General features: G+C 63.5%; 14 protein-coding genes and 2 tRNA genes. 12 read left to right on the forward strand and 4 right to left on the reverse strand.

All coding sequences use genetic code 11. From position 1 onward, the window contains the following. Positions 1-11 precede the first annotated feature (11 nt). The 8 genes from rnc (at position 12) to VIO10_RS13050 (ending at position 10,187) form a co-directional block, all read left to right on the forward strand. Positions 12-674: a ribonuclease III gene (gene rnc / locus VIO10_RS13015; protein WP_331964853.1), complete on the forward strand. Its 663-nt coding sequence runs from the start codon at positions 12-14 to the stop codon at positions 672-674. Beyond that, positions 667-1,554, forward strand: a complete 888-nt coding sequence (gene era / locus VIO10_RS13020; protein ID WP_331964892.1) for a GTPase Era — start codon at positions 667-669, stop codon at positions 1,552-1,554. The genes rnc and era overlap by 8 nt, the downstream gene beginning before the upstream one ends. Then, positions 1,551-3,002 (forward strand): ribosome biogenesis GTPase Der, encoded by a 1,452-nt coding sequence (gene der, locus VIO10_RS13025; RefSeq protein WP_331964856.1) that lies wholly within the window; start codon positions 1,551-1,553, stop codon positions 3,000-3,002. The genes era and der overlap by 4 nt, the downstream gene beginning before the upstream one ends. A gap of 93 nt (positions 3,003-3,095) precedes the next feature. Further along, positions 3,096-4,646, forward strand: a complete 1,551-nt coding sequence (gene guaA, locus VIO10_RS13030) for a glutamine-hydrolyzing GMP synthase (RefSeq protein WP_349259248.1) — start codon at positions 3,096-3,098, stop codon at positions 4,644-4,646. Between the two features lie 2 nt (positions 4,647-4,648). Beyond that, positions 4,649-6,094, forward strand: coding sequence for a glutamate--tRNA ligase (gltX, locus tag VIO10_RS13035; protein ID WP_331964862.1), 1,446 nt, complete (start codon positions 4,649-4,651; stop codon positions 6,092-6,094). A 75-nt stretch (positions 6,095-6,169) separates the two neighbouring features. Beyond that, a complete protein-coding gene (clpP, locus tag VIO10_RS13040; RefSeq protein ID WP_331964865.1) occupies positions 6,170-6,772 on the forward strand; it encodes an ATP-dependent Clp endopeptidase proteolytic subunit ClpP in 603 nt (200 codons plus the stop codon). Positions 6,773-6,796: 24 nt separating this feature from the next. Continuing rightward, positions 6,797-9,304 (forward strand): heavy metal translocating P-type ATPase, encoded by a 2,508-nt coding sequence (locus VIO10_RS13045; RefSeq protein WP_331964868.1) that lies wholly within the window; start codon positions 6,797-6,799, stop codon positions 9,302-9,304. 97 nt (positions 9,305-9,401) lie between these two features. Further along, on the forward strand, positions 9,402-10,187 hold the full coding sequence (locus VIO10_RS13050; RefSeq protein ID WP_331964871.1) for an RMD1 family protein: 786 nt from the start codon (positions 9,402-9,404) through the stop codon (positions 10,185-10,187). Positions 10,188-10,281: 94 nt separating this feature from the next. On the opposite strand, the gene VIO10_RS13055 is transcribed toward VIO10_RS13050, so the two are convergent. The 4 genes from VIO10_RS13055 to VIO10_RS13070 all read right to left on the reverse strand — a co-directional run bounded on the left by VIO10_RS13055 (position 10,282) and on the right by VIO10_RS13070 (position 13,096). Beyond that, a tRNA-Phe gene (locus VIO10_RS13055) sits at positions 10,282-10,357 on the reverse strand. 90 nt (positions 10,358-10,447) lie between these two features. Further along, a complete protein-coding gene (gshB, locus tag VIO10_RS13060) occupies positions 10,448-11,425 on the reverse strand; it encodes a glutathione synthase (RefSeq protein WP_331964874.1) in 978 nt (325 codons plus the stop codon). Further along, a complete protein-coding gene (locus tag VIO10_RS13065) occupies positions 11,397-12,179 on the reverse strand; it encodes an RsmE family RNA methyltransferase (protein WP_331964877.1) in 783 nt (260 codons plus the stop codon). Before VIO10_RS13065 ends, gshB begins: the two co-directional genes overlap by 29 nt. Further along, positions 12,179-13,096: a 50S ribosomal protein L11 methyltransferase gene (locus tag VIO10_RS13070; protein WP_331964880.1), complete on the reverse strand. Its 918-nt coding sequence runs from the start codon at positions 13,094-13,096 to the stop codon at positions 12,179-12,181. Before VIO10_RS13070 ends, VIO10_RS13065 begins: the two co-directional genes overlap by 1 nt. Before the next feature lie 1,532 nt (positions 13,097-14,628). Between VIO10_RS13070 and VIO10_RS13075 the strand changes: the two genes are divergently transcribed. The 4 genes from VIO10_RS13075 (at position 14,629) to VIO10_RS13090 (ending at position 18,467) form a co-directional block, all read left to right on the forward strand. Next, entirely contained in the window at positions 14,629-15,333 is a 705-nt protein-coding gene (locus VIO10_RS13075) for a glycerophosphodiester phosphodiesterase (protein WP_331964883.1), read from the forward strand. Next, positions 15,333-17,198, forward strand: a complete 1,866-nt coding sequence (gene dnaG, locus VIO10_RS13080; RefSeq protein WP_331964886.1) for a DNA primase — start codon at positions 15,333-15,335, stop codon at positions 17,196-17,198. The genes VIO10_RS13075 and dnaG overlap by 1 nt, the downstream gene beginning before the upstream one ends. Before the next feature lie 360 nt (positions 17,199-17,558). Beyond that, positions 17,559-17,634 (forward strand) — tRNA-Ile (locus VIO10_RS13085). 107 nt (positions 17,635-17,741) lie between these two features. Then, the gene (locus VIO10_RS13090) at positions 17,742-18,467 is read left to right on the forward strand and encodes a zinc ribbon domain-containing protein (RefSeq protein ID WP_331964889.1); all 726 of its coding nucleotides are present in this window, start codon (positions 17,742-17,744) and stop codon (positions 18,465-18,467) included. The last annotated feature ends 96 nt before the right edge of the window (positions 18,468-18,563 follow it).

Here is an 18,563-nt window from a genome sequence, read left to right on the forward strand (position 1 = left end):
AACTCGAGCGCGTGCTGGGCTATTCGTTCGCGCGAGCGGATCTGCTGGAGACCGCGCTGACGCATCCGAGCGCCGCGGTCGCCAGCGACGTCCATTACGAGCGGCTGGAGTTCCTTGGGGATGCGGTGCTCGATCTTGCGATCGCAGACCTGCTGATGCGCAAGTTTCCGACCGCGAAAGAAGGCCCGCTGTCCAAGCAGCGAGCGTCGATTGTAAACGCGCGCACGCTGGCGCTGAAGGCGCAGGCGATTGAATTGAACGAGATGATGCGGCTGGGGAAAGGCGAGGAAAAAAGCGGTGGGCGCGAGAAGACCTCGATTCTTGCGGCGGTGTTCGAGGCGGTGATCGGCGCCATCTACACCGACGGCGGACTCACGCCGGCGCAACAAGTGGTCGAGCGCCTGTTCACCGGCGATATCGGCGGACCGGCTGCGGAGCGCGATTACAAAACCGAATTGCAGGAAATCGCGCACCGGAATTTTCGCACGCAGCCGGTGTACGAACTGATCGCGACGGAGGGGCCCGATCACGCCAGGCGCTTTACCACCCGAATCAGAATCGCGGGCCGCGATCTCGGCGTGGCCGAGGGTGGCAGCAAGAAGCAGAGCGAACAGGCGGCGGCGCGCCTCGCGCTGGAGCGGATCGAAGAAGAGCGCGGTGAGCGCCATGGGTGAGCATCGCGCCGGATTCGTGGCGGTCGCCGGCCGCACCAACGTCGGCAAATCGACGCTGGTGAATCGGCTGGTGGGCCACAAGGTCGCGATCGTCACGCCGCGTCCGCAGACCACGCGGCGGCGAATTCTCGGTATCCGCAGCGACGCCGACGCCCAGATCCTGTTGATCGACACGCCCGGACTTCATGAGGCGAAGCAGCAACTGAATCAGCGCATGGTGCAGGTGGCGCGGCGCGCGATCGCGGAGGGCGAAGTCATTCTGGCCGTGGTTGAAGCAGGCGATCATCTCAACCCCGGCGATCGCGCCGTGCTGGTTGACATCCGCGCGCTGGGCCGCCCTACGATCGTTGCGATCAACAAGGTCGATCGCGTCCCGCGCGCTCAACTGCTGCCGCTGATCGAGGAAATCAACCGCGGATATCCTGGCGCCGAGATCGTGCCGGTCAGCGCACTGAGCGGCGAGAATATCGACGAGCTGTTGCTGACCCTCAAGCGGATGCTCCCGGTGAGCCCGGCACTGATGTCGCCCGATGAGTACACCGATCAGAGCGAACGGATGATTGCCGAGGAAATCATCCGCGAGAAAATTTTTCTCAAGATGCGCCAGGAGATTCCGTTCTCGACCGCCGTCAGGGTCGAGAAGTTCGAAGACGACGCGGAGCGCAAGCTCAAGCGGATCGGCGCGACGGTGGTTGTCGATCGCGAGTCGCACAAAGGCATGCTGATTGGCGCGGGCGGGCGCACGCTCAAGGAGATCGGTACGGCGGCGCGCCTCGAGCTCGAAGAAATCCTCGGCGCGCGCGTGTTTTTGGAAATCATCGTCAAAGTCGAGCGCGATTGGACACGCGATCCGCGCAAGCTCGCGGAGTTCGGACTGTGACGAATTCGCGCGCAGCGTCTGGCGCCGAGGCGCGGCGGATTGCGGCCGAGGGTCTGCCGGCAGTGGTGCTGGTTGGCCGCGCGAACGCGGGCAAGTCCACGCTGTTCAATCGAATCACCAGGGGCGGCCGCGCGATTACCAGCGCGATTCCCGGCACTACGCGCGACCTCAATTTCGCCCGCGCGATCCACGGCGACCGCGAATTCATCGTGGCCGATAGCGGCGGCCTCGAGCTTGGCGGGCATGAGCGGATGACCGAACGGATCGTCGGCGAGGCGCTGGCCGCGGTGGGCGTGGCTGACGTCGTGGTGTTCATGCTCGATGGCAGGGGCGGGCTCGGCGAGGCCGACGCCGAGGCGCTGGCGCTGGTGCGCGAAACCGGATGCCCGCTGATCATGGCGGTCAACAAGATCGATCGGCCGGGACAGGAGGCCGAGGCGGCTGAGTTCTACGCGCTCGGCGGCGACGAGCTGTTTTTCATCTCGGCGGCGCACGGGCGCGGAATCGGCGAGCTACTCGATCAAGTCGTCGCGCGGCTGCCCAGGCTTGAAGGCGCCGTGGCCGCATCTCCCGACTTGAGGCTGGCGCTTATCGGCCGCCCCAACGTGGGGAAGTCGTCGATCCTCAACCGGCTCTCGGGTTTCGAGCGCGCGATCGTGGACGACAGCCCCGGTACGACGCGCGATCCGGTGGACGTGCGGCTTTCCGCACAGGGCCGCGACGTGCTGTTGATCGACACGGCGGGAATCCGCAGGCCGCCGCGCGTCGAAGGCGAGCTGGAGCATCATTCGGTGGGCCGGGCGATCGAAACGATTCGGCGCGCCAACGTTGTGCTGCTGGTGATCGACGCGAGCGAGGGAATCACCGACCAGGATGCGCGGCTGGCGCGGCTGGTGGACAGCAGCGATCGCGCGATGGTGATCGTGTGCAACAAATGGGACGTGGCGGCAAAGCAGGGGCGCAAGCTGGCGGCTTTCGTCCGCGACGCGCACGAGCGCTACCCGTTCCTCGACTATGCGACGATGGTGTTCACGTCAGCGGTCACCGGCGACGGGGTGGACGGGATCATCCCGGCTGCGACCCAGGCCGGAGATTCGTGGCGTGCAGTCTTTCAGACTTCGCGGCTGAATCGAACGCTGGCCGAGGCGACGGCCGCGATGGATCCGCCGCAGGTGGACAGGCGGCGATTGAACCTGATGTACGTGACGCAGGTCGGCAGCGCGCCGCCGCGGCTTCGATTTTTCACCAACGTCGAACACGGCATCCCGGCGCATTACATACGCTTCATCGAAACGCGATTTCGAAAGTCCCTGGAACTTGTCGGCACGCCGCTGAGGCTCGATTTTCGGCGCACCGGCCGCTCGTGGGTGCAAGGCGGTCCGCCGGGACGGCCGCGCGGCAAGCCTCGCAACCGGCCCGCGCCGCGCACCAAGCCCGCGCGCGCGTAAGGTTGCGGCTGTGGAGCATTGGCGCGGCGGCGTTTCGTACACCGCGCCGGGTCCGGTATATTTCAGGGTCAAGGTAATTCCCGTGATCTTTCTATCGACAGTCGAGCCCAGTCAGTGATCCTGATTTTAGATTTCGGCAGCCAGTACACGCAGCTGATTGCGCGCCGCGTGCGCGAAGCCAACGTGTATTGCGAAATCCATCCGTTCAACCTCGAGCCCGAAAAAATCCGCGCGATGAATCCGCGCGGGATAATTCTTTCCGGCGGACCGGCCAGCCTCTACGAGCGCAATGCGCCGGATATCGCCGACGAGGTGCTCAATCTTGGCTGTCCGGTGCTCGGAATCTGCTACGGGCTGTACGTGATCGCGCAGCATATGGGCGCTCGCAGCGTGGGCTCGCGACAGCGCGAATACGGACCCGCAACGCTGGTAATAGACGGCGACGACGTGCTGTTCGAAGGGCTCAGCGGGCGGGAGCATCGCGTCTGGATGAGTCACGGCGACAGGGTCGAGACGATTCCGGGCACGCTGTGCGCGATTGCACACACCGACAACTCGCCGTATGCCGCCTTCAAAACGCGCGACGGGCGCATCCGCGGAATCCAGTTTCATCCCGAGGTCGTGCACACACCGTGCGGCCCGCAGGTGCTGCGCAACTTCGTGCTGAAGATCTGCGGCGAGCGCGGCGATTGGACGATGGCGAATTTTGTCGAGACGAAACTCGCGGAGATTCGCAAGCAGGTCGGGCCGACCGACAAGGTCTTGATGGGACTGTCGGGCGGCGTCGATTCCTCCGTGGCGGCGGCGCTGATTCATCGCGCGATCGGCGCGCGGCTGCATTGCGTGTTCGTAGATACCGGACTGCTGCGCGCGGGCGAGCGCGAGCGGATGGAGAATACGTTCGCGCGCCAGCTCGGGATCGATCTCAAGCTTACAGATGCGTCCGATCTTTTTCTGTCGCGGCTGGCGGGCGTGCTCGATCCCGAGCAAAAACGCCGCATCATCGGACATGCTTTCATCGACGTGTTTGAATCCGAGGAAGTCGTTCAGGGCGCGAAATTTCTCGGCCAGGGAACGCTCTACCCGGACGTGATCGAATCGGTCTCGTTCAAGGGGCCGTCGGCGGTGATCAAGAGCCATCATAACGTCGGCGGATTGCCGGAGCGGATGCGCCTGGAACTGGTCGAACCGTTGCGCGAGTTGTTCAAGGATGAAGTGCGCGAAGTGGGCCGCCGGCTCGGGCTGGCGGCGGAGGTGATCGAGCGGGAACCGTTTCCCGGCCCCGGGCTTGCGGTGCGAATCGTCGGCGAGGTCACGCGCGAGCGGCTCGATTTGCTGCGGCGCGCGGACGCGATCGTGATGCAGGAAACGGCGGCGGCGGGCTTCGGACTCAAACTATGGCAGGCGTTCGCCGTGCTGCTGCCGCTCAAGACCGTGGGCGTGATGGGCGACGGGCGCAGCTACGAAAGCGTGATCGCGATTCGCGCGGTCGAGTCGATGGACGGCATGACGGCGGATTGGGCGCGCCTGGACCCCGCTTTCCTCGCGCGCGTCTCCAGCCGAATCACCAACGAGGTCAGGGGCGTCAACCGCGTGGTTTACGACATCACGTCGAAGCCGCCCGCGACGATAGAGTGGGAGTGAAGGTGACGGTTCGCACACGCTTCGCGCCGAGCCCGACCGGCTCGCTGCACATCGGTAACGTCCGCTCGGGCCTGTTCGCCTACCTCTACGCGCGGCACAACGGCGGGCAGTTCATCGTGCGCATCGACGACACCGATCGCGAACGATCGACCAGGCAGTCGCTTGACGAAATCCTCGCGGACCTGGAATGGCTCGGGATGGAGTGGGACGAAGGTCCGCCCGACGAGGCATACTTTCAGAGCAATCGAGTCCAGCGGCATCGTGAAGCCGCGCTCAAATTGCTGCGCGAGCGAAAAGCGTATCCCTGCTACTGCTCGGCGGAAGAACTGGACGCCAGGCGCAAGCAGGCCGAGCGCGAGCATCGCAGGCCGGTTTACGATCGCAAATGCCGCGGGCTCGGCTTTCCGGCGGCGCTGGCGCTGCCTGACAAATCCGCCGGACGCAACTATACGATCCGGTTTGCGATGCCACTGGATGGCGAGACGGTCGTCGATGACCTGGTGAAAGGCCGGATGGTCTTTCAGAACACCGAGCTCGACGACTTTATCATTGTTCGTTCGGACGGCTCACCGATTTACAACTTCGCGAGCATCCTCGACGACGTGGACATGCGCATCACGCACATCGTTCGCGGCGACGACCACGTCTCGAATACTCCGCGCCAGATGCAGATGGCGTACGCGCTCGGATTCACGCCGCCAGCCTTCGCACATTTGCCGCAGGTGCTGGGGCCGGACGGCTCTCCGCTGTCAAAGCGCCACGGCGCGACTTCGGTGATCGCCTATCGCGAGAGCGGCTATTTCCCGCAGGCGATGCTGAACTATCTGGCGCGCCTTGGATGGTCCCACGGTGACCAGGAAATTTTTTCCAGGGACGAACTGATCGGTTATTTTGGCTTCGAGGCTTGCGGAAAATCAGCCGGCGTATTCAACGCCGAAAAATTGCTCTGGCTCAATTTCCATTACCTGAAGGAGCGGCCGATCCCGCGGCTGGCGGCTGAGATCAAGCCGTTCATCGCCAGGCGCGGATGGCCGATTCCGGGCGACGACGCGTGGCTCGAAAAGGCGGTCGCAACCCTGCACGAGCGCGCCAAGACGCTCGTCGAGCTGGTGGACTTCGCGTCGTTCTACCTGAAGGACGCGATCGAGATCGATTCGAAAGCGGCGGCGAAATTCCTTAAGCTCGAAATCGCGGAACCAATCCGGGCGTTGGCCGCGGAGCTCGAATCGATCGAGGGCGAGCTCTCCGAGGCGTCGGTGCAGGCGGTTTTCGAATCTGTCCTCGCGCGATTCAACCTCAAGCTCGGGCAACTCGCGCAACCGGTCCGCGTCGCGCTCACCGGCGGCGCCGTCAGCCCCGGGATTTACGAGGTGATCGCGGTGCTCGGTAAACGCCGCACCGTCGATCGCCTGACCGCCGCCGTCGGCCGAATCGAGCAGCCTGCCTGAACCAACAGCGCCTGGCCGCTGCGGGTCCGCTGCCCGCCACTTCCCCGCTGTTCATCCAGATAGTACCTTTGTATCATGAGTGTACTCGTACCATACGTAGTCGAGCAGACTGGCCGCGGCGAGCGTTCTTACGACATCTTTTCGAGATTGCTCAAGGACCGGATCGTGTTCCTGGGCGGCCCCGTCACCGACGACCTTGCCAACCTGGTCACCGCGCAGCTTCTGTTCCTCGAGTCCGAGGATCCGGAGCGCGAAATCAATATGTACATCAACTCGCCGGGCGGTTCGGTCACCGCCGGCCTGGCCATCTACGACACGATGCAATTCGTGAAACCTCCTGTCTCGACGCTGTGCGTGGGACAGGCCGCCAGCATGGGATCTCTGCTGCTGGCCGCAGGAGCCAAGGGCAGAAGATACGCGCTGCCGCACTCGCGGATACTGATTCATCAGGTCTCCGGCGGGTTCGAGGGACAGGCCAGCGATATCGAGATTCACGCGCGTGAGGCGTTGCGTCTTCGCGAAATCCTCAACGACATCCTTGCTCACCATACCGGCCAGAATGCCAAGAAAGTCGAGAAGGATACCGACCGCGACAACTTCATGTCCGCGGCGCAGGCAGTCGAATACGGACTCATCGACGAAGTCATTTCCGGCCGGCCAATCAAGGCCTCGCTCTAGCCGGCGCCCGACCTGCGCTTGGCCATGGACGCGCAACATAACCTCGAAGACCGGGCTGACGAAAAGATCGAACGGTTCCGAATTCGCGGGATGCATTGCGCGAATTGCGCGAACACCATCGAAAACGCTGTCGCGCCGATCCCCGGCGTCATCGACGCCCATGTAAATTTCGCCGCCGAGACGCTGACCGCGCGCGTCAGCGGCAAACTTGCTGGCGGTGAAATCGAGGCGAGGGTCGCGGCCGCCGGCTATAGCGCGATCGCCGAGTCCAGCGGCGTAAGCGCGGGCGAATCCGCCCTCGATCGCCTGGATGCGCGCCGCAACCTGGCGTGGGTTGTCGCCACCGCGATTGGCGCCGCAGTCGTCATGTATCTGCAGGATCGCGAGGGCAGCGCCGCGCGCATCGCGACGCTCGCCGCCGCCATGACGCTGATGTTCACCGCCGGCCTGACCTTCTACCGCGGCGCATGGATCGCCGCGCGCAATCGCACCGCGAACATGGACACGCTGGTCGCGCTTGGCGTCAGCGCCGCCTGCTTCTACTCAATCCTCACCACCTTTCCCGCCATCTTCTTCGCGGGTCCGCGATTCTTCGATACTGCCGCCGAGCTGATCCTTTTTATTCGCTTCGGCAAATTCCTCGAGGCGCGCGCTCGCGGCCGCGCGATGGCTGCGTTGCGATCCTTGCTGACCCTCGTCCCCGACGTTGCCACTGTGGTGCGCGACGGGATGGAGCGCGCCGTGCCTGTTTCCGAGTTGGCCATCGGCGACATCGTGCTGGTCAAGCCGGCTTCCAGAATTCCGGTTGACGGCGTGATTGTCACCGGCGCCAGCGCTATCGACGAGTCGATGCTTACGGGCGAGTCGATGCCGGTGGACAAGTCGGCGGGTGATGAGGTCTCCGGCGGCGCGCTCAACACCGCCGCTGCGATTACGGTCCGCGCGACGCGTGTTGGCTCTGAGACGGCGCTTGCGCAGATAGTCCGAATGGTTGCGGACGCGCAGGGCGACAAAGCTCCCATCCAGCGCGTCGCCGACGCGGTCGCCGCGCGATTTGTGCCGGCGGTGATCGCGATCGCAGCGCTCACTTTTTTTGCGTGGATGTGGTTGGGCCCGACTCTGGTGATGGCGTTGACTGCGATGACCGCCGTGTTGGTGATCGCGTGCCCATGCGCGATGGGATTGGCCACGCCGACTGCGCTTATGGTAGGTAGCGGGCTCGGCCTGCGCGCGGGAATTTTGTTCAAGCGGGCATCCGCCCTCGAACTGATCACGAGAATCCGGGTCATGCTGTTCGACAAGACCGGCACCCTGACGGTCGGCCGGCCGGAACTCGAGTCGGTCGTCGCGCTCGACCGCGACGAGAATAGTGCGCTGTCCCTTGCCGCGATTGCCGCCGCCGGATCGATTCATCCGCTGTCGCGAGCCGTGACCGCCAGCGCGCAAGCGCGAAATCTCGCGCCGCAATTCACGCCCGATACCTCACGCGAGATGCCGGGCCTCGGCGTTACCGCCGAGCATGGCGGCAAACAGATCGCGCTTGGCAACGACCGCATGATGACGCAGGTCGGCGCCGGCGTCGATTCCCGCGCCCGCGACGAGGCGGCTCGCGTCGCGGCGTCTGCGGCGACGCCGCTGTTCCTCGCGATCGATCGCAAGGTGACTGCGGTGCTTGCATTCCGCGATCCGGTCAAGGCCGACGCCCGCGGCGCGATCGCGGCGCTGCATCGGATGGGCATTCGCACGGTGATGATTTCCGGTGACAACGCTGATGTCGCAAAGACCGTCGCTGCTCGATTGGGAATCGACGAGTTCCACGCGCAACTGATGCCGGCGGACAAGATCGCGATCGTCAAGCGCTACCAGGAGTCCGGCCTGTTCACCGCGATGGTCGGCGACGGAATCAACGACGCGCCCGCACTGGCCGCCGCGGACATTGGAATCGCGATCGGCTCCGGCACTGACGCCGCCAAGGAGACCGGCGACGTCGTGCTCACCCGCGACGACTTGTACGACATCATTCGCGCGCTTGTGCTCGGCCGCTTGACCCTGAACAAGGTGAAGCAAAACCTTTTCTGGGCGTTTTTCTACAACGTGCTCGGAATTCCGATCGCCGCCGGCGTTCTTTATCCGTGGTTTGGAATCATGCTGAACCCCGCCCTGGCCGGACTTGCGATGGCGCTGTCGAGCGTCAGCGTCGTCAGCAACGCGCTACTGCTCAATTTCACCGGCCCGCGAAAGTTGGGCGCAGTGCGCGCCGAAGTCGGAGGATTGCCGGGACCCGCTGCGCCGAATTCCTCGACTCCGCCGCAAGCGCGGATCGAGGTTTCTGAAAAGAAGGAGATCGCAATGGCAACGAAATTAAAATGCGAAAAATGCGGCTTCGAGACCGCGATGCCGACGCATTGCAATCGCCCGATGCACTCTGAACGCGTCGGCCGCGAAATCAAGCTGGTGTGCTGGATGGGTCCCGACTGCGGTGTCGCCGATGTACCCAGGCATTGCGATGCGCCCATGCACGACGCCGCCTAGCACATGCACGTAACCGCTTTCATCGCGCGCATCGGGCTGGGACTATTGCCAATTGGGTGAGCGAGCGTCGAGCGAGGTTCCAGCCGGGAGGATGCGAATGCCGAGCCGGGTCCATCAATTCTACGCGGTAGCTTTCGAGGAGAACTTTTCGCTCCGCCAGATAGCGCCGGCTTTTCCCGAGGCCAGGATGTCGCCGCTCGAAATGTTCGTGCCGATCGAACCCAACGGCGGCCTCTACATCTTTCCCTTCGGCGCCATCGTCTCGCACGACGTTCCGGTCGAGCATCGCGAACGCATATTCGCACGCCTCACCCGGGCCCTGCCCAAACTCACGACCCGGATCATTCGCGAGGATTACTCCGTGCTGGAGGACTCTGCCGCGCCGATCGGTATTTCCGCCGGGATGCTGCGGGTCGACAATCTCACTCCCCAGCGGGCAGGAATCGTCGCGCTGACGGTCGGTCAGAGCGCGGCGATGGAATACTACGAGCGAATGGTGGATAGCCTCTTCGCGCGCACCGCGCAGTTGGTCGATCGGATGGCGTCGCACGGCACCGTGCCGTATCGGATTACTCCTTTGCATCGCTTCATTGGCGAAGCGATTTCGTCGCGCACCGAAGTTCTCGCCGTGCTCCATCTGCTCGACAAGCCCGACGCTGCATGGGAAGACCCCGCGATGGACCTCATCTACGACGACCTGCGCGACGATTTCGATCTCGTCGATCGTTACGCTGCGCTGACCAGCAAGCTGCAGAGCATCCAGGACTCGCTGGTTCTGGTCCTGGACGTCGCGCGCGACCGCCGCCTCGTACTGCTCGAAGTCGTTGTCGTGCTGCTGATTTTGCTGGAAATAATCTTGGGCGTCATTCACTTCACCGCCTAGGCGCGCTCCCACGGCTCGTGACGTCAGCAAACGGAAAAACGGAAAAACGAAAACGGACTAAATCTCGCTAGCTACTGACGGCAGGCGAGTTGATTGGTGGGCAGGGAGTGAATCGAACACTCGACACAAGGATTTTCAGTCCTTTGCTCTACCGACTGAGCTACCTGCCCACCGTGTTGGCCACGTTCGCGCGATGCGATCGGGGCGAACGGTGAAAGAATCATTCGTACCGATGATTGCCGCGCCTTGCAACGGCCCGTTCATCGCTTGAGCCCCGCCACCCGCGACTCGACGAAATCAATCACCTTGCCTTCCAGGTTCACGCCGTCGAGCCGATCGATCTCCTGCACCCCGGTCGGACTCGTCACATTCACCTCGGTCAGGTAGTCGCCGATGATGTCGAGCCCGACAAAGTACAGCCCGTCGCGCTGGAGGCGCGGCTTCAGCATCCGGCAGATATCGCGATCGCGCGCCGTGATCGGCGCCTTCACGCAGGTGCCGCCGACGTGGATGTTGCCGCGATGCTCGTCCTCGCGCGGCACCCGCAGCGTGCATCCCAGAGGTTCTCCGTCGAGCACGATCAGCCGCTTGTCGCCGTTGCGAGCCTCGGGGATATAGCGCTGCGCCATGATTGGACGCGACTCGTATTGCGTCACCGTCTCGAGAATCGCGCCGAGGTTGCGATCCTTCGTGGTGACCAGGAACACGCCTTCGCCGCCGTGTCCGTCCAGCGGCTTCACGATCATCTCGCCGCCTTGCTCGTCAAGAAAATTCTTGAGCCGTGGAATTTCATAAGTGACGAGCGTTGGCGGAATCGCGCCGGGGAAATTCAGCGCGTAAAGCTTTTCGTTGGCCTCGCGAAGGCCCGCCGGATGGTTGAGCACAAAGGTGCGCCGGCTGTCGGCCAGGCTGAGCAGCATCGTGGCGTAGAGATAAGCCGCATCGGCGGGCGGGTCTTTGCGCATGAAGACCGCATCGAAAGTCTCCAGCGGATACTCGCCGCCCTCGTCGAGGAAACGGTGATGAGGACTCCCGCGCGTCACCTCGCATTGCCGCGCCCGCGCGATCACATTCGGACCGCGCGCGTAAAGGTCGCGAATGCCGAGCACATAGATTTCATGGCCGCGCAATTGCGCCTCGAGCATGAACACGAACGTCGTGTCCTTGTCGACCAGCACCCGCTCCAGCGGGTCCATGATGAACGCGAACTTACGCGTCCTTTTCTTCCGTTTCGGCATCTTCGCTTGACCCTTGCGCATCGTGAAGTAACCCCGCCGCTATGCTGACCGCTGCCAGAGCCGCCGTCTCGCTCCTGAGGCGATTTGGCCCAAGTCCGGCGGCGACGAAGCCGGCGTTGGCGGCTTTCGCGCGCTCGTCATCGTCGAAGTCGCCCTCCGGTCCAACCGCTATCAATATCGCACGCGGATGCACGCGTCGAATCACCCCGGCGAGCGGTTGGCCGCCACTGGCGCAGATTACGGCGAGGGTCCGGGGCGGCACGCCGCGAACCATGTCGTCAACGCCGATCGGCGATCGCACTTCCATTGCGGCCGGGGAATGGCTTTGCTTTGCGGCGGCAATCGCGAGCCGGCCCCATCGCGCCAGCCGATCCGCTCCCGGCGAACGGACCAACCCGCGCGCACTGACGATCGGCCATAGCTCCGACGCACCCAACTCGGCCGCCTTCTCGACGATGAAGTCCATTCGCGGACCTTTGACGATTGCGGCGGCCAGAATGATTCGAGTTCGGGCGGGCGAAGACGGCGGCGGCGACGATGACTCGATGCGAACTACCGCGCGGTCGCGTTCGTAGCGCTCGATTGTGCCCTGATGCTCGACGCCCGCAAGATCGAGCAACGACACGCGCGCATCGACGGCGAGGCGCAGGACCGTGCGCATGTGATGCAACTCCGCGCCCTCGACGTGCGCGAGCCCGGTTGCGTCCGGCGCGCGAGCGATCGAAAAACGCCGCGGCGACAACGAAATGCGCATCAGCGTGGCGCTCGCGCCATCACGGCCGTGGTCCATCCGCGATGCGTTTTGCGGCTGAGACATCGCAGCGGCGACCGATAGTGATTCAACACTTCGCTGGCCTCGTCGGCGAGAAAACCGCCAAGGACGAGCCGCCCGCCGGGCGCGACGAGTCGCTTCAGATGCGGCGCGAGTTCGATCAATGTATGGCTCAGAATGTTGGCCGCGATCAGATCGAAGTGGCGATGAATCGAAGCGAGCGGCACCGATGAGAATCGGATTGATTTTTCCACGCCGTTCAGGCGCGCATTGAGACGCGCGTTTTCCAGCGCCGTCGGATCGGTATCGATTGCGATTATTTCGCACTCGACGCCGTCGCGCATCCCGAGCATCGCCGCCGCGATCGCCAACACGCCCGAGCCGGTGCCGGCATCGAGGATCGACTTTGGCGCGCGCGCGCCTACCAGCGATTCGATCGCGCGCAGAGCGCCGGCGGTAGTGGGATGGTGCCCGGTGCCGAAAGCCCGCGCGGGTTGGACAACGATGGTAGTTCGGCCGCGCTGATTCTCGCGCTTCCACGGCGGCACGATCAGTATTCGCCGCCCGACGCGAAACGGGCCGAACCGTTTCATCCACAGCGTGGACCATCCCGGATCGACGATCCTCCTCACGCTGCCGTTGCCGGTGCTGTCGCGCGCGGGGTCAGCCAGCATCCCGGCTTTTTCCAGGGTCAGTTTCAGGCGCGAGAGCTCGGCCGTCGAGATCGCGTCGAAGTAGGCCTCGAGCGCGACGGTCTTATCCTCGCGCGCGCGCGGCAACTTCATTCCGGCGACGGCGCATCCGAGGGCGCCGCCGGCGACGAGGATTCCCGCGGCTTCGTCCGCGAGATGCGCGTGGGTGCGGAATATCGCCCTAGTGTAAGTTTGCCTGGATGCCACTGCGCGTAGCATATTCTCCGGCCTTTGACTTTGGCATCCGCGGGCAGGGGTGACCCCTGCCCGTTGGCACGGCCGGCCAGTGTTAAGAGGCCGCGCTCCGTTGTCGCGCACGGGCACTACTAAAGCAAAGATGCGGGCGGAGTTTACCCTGAGCGAAGTCGAAGGGCCCTGTTAGAACTGGTCGGGCCGGAAGTTGGAGTCTGTCTTTTTTCTGTGATCCCGTCTTTGTGTCATTGTAGAGCGAAAGCTGCTGTAGCGAAGAATCCCGGATGCTCGTTTTTTGTGTCATCCCGACCGCAGCGGAGGGACCCCGGATCTTGTTCTCTGCTTTGCGCGTAAATTTTCTCGCGCTGTCACTGCGCTGCCGTCGCAACGGCTAAGGTGGTCGGGGACATCTAACGGCATCGGCTCGCATCGGATCGGATTTGCTCGCCTCAGACACAAGAAGACGCATTTCTTGCGTTGTCTATCGCACGCCGGTTTGGTAACTCACGGGCATGAATCTCCGCCACGCCGCCGCGCTCGCGCTTGCCTTTTCTGTGGCCATCCAGTCAGGGGTCCCCGCAGGATCGGCTTCGGGCGCAGGGCGTCATTCTGCAACGTACGATCCTTTCGTTGGCGGCCCCCCAACTGATGCGGATTCCTTGGCGGGAGCCCACTATAGCCCGGTCGATGGATTCTGTCTTATGCCGGGACCGGTGATGCCTGATTTCACAAGTCAAGATTGCAATTGGGGCTTAGAACCTCCACCGCGCCAAATCGATGTGGACATCAGATCGTCCGCGACCCAATGCGCGCAACACTATGGCAATAGCATCATCGTGGACGATTCGGCTCCCGCGACATTCAAGCTCAACCTAGGATCGCAAGGTGTCGATATCCAAACTTGGTGCGGGAATTTCGACGCACAGCTCAGGGCTGCCGGGTACGTTCCGGTGAGAGACCATAGCAATCGGAGACTGTTCAGGATTGTTCCCGTAGCTCGGACTGCGGGCTAAGTAAGGATGTTGCACCCGCTCGCGCCTTGCTGCGCGACATCTCGCCGTGATTGACGCATCGCGCGACGATTCCTTGCCGAGCACCAGATAGCCGAACTGGTTGCCTCGAAATCATCGCGCATCTGTGCGGATGGTCCGGCGTTTGTGTATGCCAAGTGTCGCGCTGAAACTGGCCTGAAATCGCGCAGGGCGCGCGAGATCCTTCGCTGCGCTCAGGATGACACAAAAAACCGAGCGGCCTCCGGTGTCATTCTGAGCGAAAGCTGCTGTGAGCCGAAGAATCTCGACGGACGCTCCGGCGTCCGGTGTCAGTTACGCAAAGCCCTCGTGGCAGGGCGGCGCCCCGGGCACGCGGCAAAGAAAAAGATCCGGGGTCCCTCGGCTGCGCTCGGGATGACCCAAAAAAGAGCGCGTCGCCCCCCCCATTGTTGACAGGATCGGGGGGGCGGGTTTGCGCGTGCCCGCGGCGGACGCGTAAACTCGCATCATTATCAGACTTCAATTGTTGCATCGTGGTGGAGGCGGGTTTCTTTGGTGCTGAACATAGCCCATCGCGGGGCGAGCGGTACTTTTCCCGAGAACACCGTGAGCGCGTTTCGCGCCGCCATCGACGCGGGCGCGGACATGTGCGAGCTGGACGCTCAGCTCAGCCGCGACGGCGCGGTCGTGGTGATCCATGACGAGACCGTCGAGCGCACGACCGATGGCAAGGGCGAAGTCGCGGAGCTGACGCTCGAGGAGCTCAAGCGATTGGACGCGGGCGCGAAGTTCAAGGGCGGCCCGTTCAAGGGCGCGCAAATTCCCACGCTCGACGAAGTCTTTTCAGTGACCAGTGGCAAATGTGGGCTAAACATCGAACTTAAGGCGGCCGGCCTCGAGCATCAGGTCGCGCAGATCATGCAGGCGCGCAACGCGCTGGCCGACAGCATCGTGTCGAGCTTCGAATGGGAATATCTCAAAAAACTCCAGCAGCTTCATTTCAATATTCGCGTCGGTCTGCTGGCCGAGGAGAAGCCGGTTGAGCTGATGATGAACGCGGTTGCGATGCGCGCGCATTCAATCAATCCGCGCTGGGACATGGTGACATCCGATCTGTGCAAGGCGGCGCACGAGCGCGGGCTGAAGCTGTACACCTGGACGGTGGATGCGGACTCGAGGATGCGGGCGCTAATCGAATGCGGCGTTGACGGGATCATGACGAACCATCCCGAGCGGCTGAGGAAGGTGGTGGGCGGCTGATGGGGCGTTTCGGCGACGACAAGATCGAGGAAGTCCGTTCGCGCGCCGATATCGTCGAGATCGTGGGCGCGCACGTGCGGCTGCGGCGGGCGGGGCGCAACTTCGTCGGGCTGTGTCCGTTCCACAACGAGAAGACGCCGTCGTTCTCGGTCAATGCCGAGCGCGGATTCTTTCATTGCTTCGGATGCGGCGCGGGCGGCAGCGTTTTCAATTTCATAATGCGCGTCGAGGGGCTGACGTTTCCCGAAGCGGTGCGCTCGCTCGCGCGCAAGTACGGCGTGAAACTGCCGGAACACGACCAATCCGGGCCGGCGGCGGGCGAGCGCGAAGCGATGCTCAAGGCCAGCGAGGTCGCCGCGGAGTTCTTCGCGCACGTGCTGTGGAACACGACCGACGGGGCGCTCGCGCGCGATTATTTGAAATCGCGCGGAATTAGCGCCGAGACGGCGCGGGCGTTCATGATCGGATTTGCGCCGAGCCGGCCGGCGTCGCTGGCCAAGGCGCTGGAAAAGCGCGGACTCGGCGAGGCGGGGCTGAAAGTGGGCTTGATCAGGAAACACGACTCGGTCGCCACCGACGCGGTTGTCACCGGCGCTGAGGCCTACGACATGTTTCGCGCGCGCGTGATGTTCCCGATTCGCGACGCGCAGGGGCGAGCGATCGCATTCGGGGGCCGGGTGCTCGACGCGCGCCTGCCCAAGTACATCAATTCGCCCGAATCGCCGCTGTACTCGAAAGCGCGGACTCTGTACGGACTGTTCGAAGCGCGCCAGGCGATTTCATCGAGCGCGTCGTCGGGGAAAGACCGTGCGATTATCGTCGAGGGTTACTTCGACGTGATTGTGCTGTGGCAGGCGGGGTTCAAGGAAGCGGTGGCGGGATGCGGCACGGCGCTGACGGTCGAGCAGTTGCGCGCGCTGAGCAGATACACGAAAAACGTAATCGCGTGTTTTGACGGCGACGCGGCGGGACGCAAAGCGTCGATGCGGGCGCTGGAGATTTTTTTGCAGGCGGGGTTGCTGGGCCGCGGGATTTTTATTCCGTCGGGTTTCGATCCCGACACGTTCGTTCGCGAGCGCGGCGCGGTCGCATTCGCGGAGTTGACGGACAAATCCGAGTTGCTGGTCGATTATTTTCTCAGCGAACAAGCGGGAGAGGCACGCGGATCAATAGCCGAGCGGGCGCGTGCGGCGAATCGCGTCGCCGAGATGCTCAAGCTGGTCGATGATCCGTTCCAGTTCGATTTGCTGGCGCGTAAAGCCGCCGACCTGCTCTCGATCGGCGAGGAAGTTCTGCGCAAAGAGGCGCGCGGGCCGCAATCAGGCTCGATGCAATCGCGATCGACACTGTCGCGGTTCGGGCGCGACCGCGCGGCGACCGCGAATCCGCCGGCCGCGTCGGGCGGCGGCGATGCCGGCTCGAAGGCCGAGATTGGCCTGGTAGCGATTGCGCTGTTGCATCCGGAACTGCGCGCCGAGATTGCACAGTCGGGCGCGACCGCGAATTTCGAGGAGATCCGGCTGGGCGGCGTGCTCGCCGACTTGTGCCGGACCGACGAAGCATACACGGCGCTCGAACAATGGACCGCGGAGCGGCTGTCGGCCGAGGAGCAAAGCCGAATCAGCGAGTTTGCGGTCGGTCCGCTGACCGACGACATCGGCGGCGACACTGAGAAAAATCCCAACGAACTGGGAAAATGCCGGGCGCTGGTGCTCGACTACGCCGGCGCGCTCGATCGGCGCCGCCGCGCGCATGAACTGGGGCGACTGCGCCAGAGCGCAGCCGAAGTGTCGGCGCGCGAGTCGGAACCGGGCGAGGCGGCAGCTGCTGCGCAGGCGGTGATTGCGCATCGACGGCAGGGGTGAGCAGGGGCAGGGGTGACCCCTGCACCCAGTATTAAGGCCGCGCTCCGTTGTCGCGCGCGGCAGGGCTGAGCCCTGCACCCGGTATTAAGGCCGCCCGCCGTTGTCGCGCGCGGCCACTGCTGCGGGCGCGCGGTTTTTTAATACTGGCAGCCGTGCCAACGGGCAGGGGCTGCGACCCCTGCACTCGCAGTTAGAAGACGCGAAAATCTGCGCAGCGCATCTTTTCGCGACTACGCGATGGAAGAGCCTGCGGGCGCGGCCCCTGCCAACGGGAGATGAGTTGAACTGATGTTGCGACGATCAGCCCTTAAGTATTCTGCGCGAACTTGCTACCATCAGGGCGTCCTGATGCATTTCAGAGGGCCCATAGCTCAGCCAGGTTCAGAGCTGCCGGCTCATAACCGGCTGGTCCCAGGTTCAAATCCTGGTGGGCCCATACCATTCGTTTCCGTGTTCCGCAGCATCGCCCGACGGGCCTTATCACTGCATCACGATGACGAACAAAAATCCTGCGCGAGGCGCACAAGCTAATGGAGTGGAGAATTGCGTGAAGAGATAAACCGGCTGATGGACCTCCAGGTCATCGACCGGCAACTGCAAGAGCTGGAGCAATCGCTGACGTCGATTGCCGGACGAGTTGACCAACTTCGCGATGAGAACCAGAACAACCAGGCCCAACTCGATCGCCTTACCGAACAAGACAAGGAAATAACCGCCGCGCGCAAAAAGGCCGAGCGTGAACTGGCCGAGGGCGAAGTCAGAATCCGCAACAAGCGGATGCGATTGACGCTGGTCCGCAACGACAAGGAATTGCAGGCGCTGACGCATGAGATCGAGTCGTCGAAGGAGACCAATCAGCGGCTCGAGAGCGAGTTGCTCACGTCGATGGAAGGCGCGGACGCGCGGACCGCGCGAATCAAGGAGCTCACCGAAGCGATCGCCAAGGGACGCACCGATCAGGCGGCGGCGGAAAAGGAAATCGCGGCGGAAGTCGAAGAGCTCAAGAGCAACATCGGCAAGCATCGCAAGTCCCGCGAGAAGGTCGCCGAGAATGTCGATGCGAGCCTGCTCGCGCGCTACCAGATGATTTTCAGCCGGCGCGCGGGCGTCGCGGTTGCGCTGGCCACGGGCGGGACCTGCCAGGGATGCAGGATGCGGCTGCCGCCACAGCTATACAACGAGATCCAGAAGCATCGGCAGATACATTTCTGCCCGAACTGCCAGCGCGTTTTGTACTACAAGGAGCAGGCGGAAAAGCCGAGCTCGTAGCAGGGCTGAGCCCTGCACCCGGTATTAAGGCCGCCCGCCGTCGGCGCGCGCGGCCCCTGGCAGGGCTGAGCCCTGCACCCAGTATTAAGGCCGCCC

Origin of the sequence: Candidatus Binatus sp. (assembly GCF_036567905.1) — a bacterium.
Taxonomy (GTDB): domain Bacteria; phylum Desulfobacterota; class Binatia; order Binatales; family Binataceae; genus Binatus.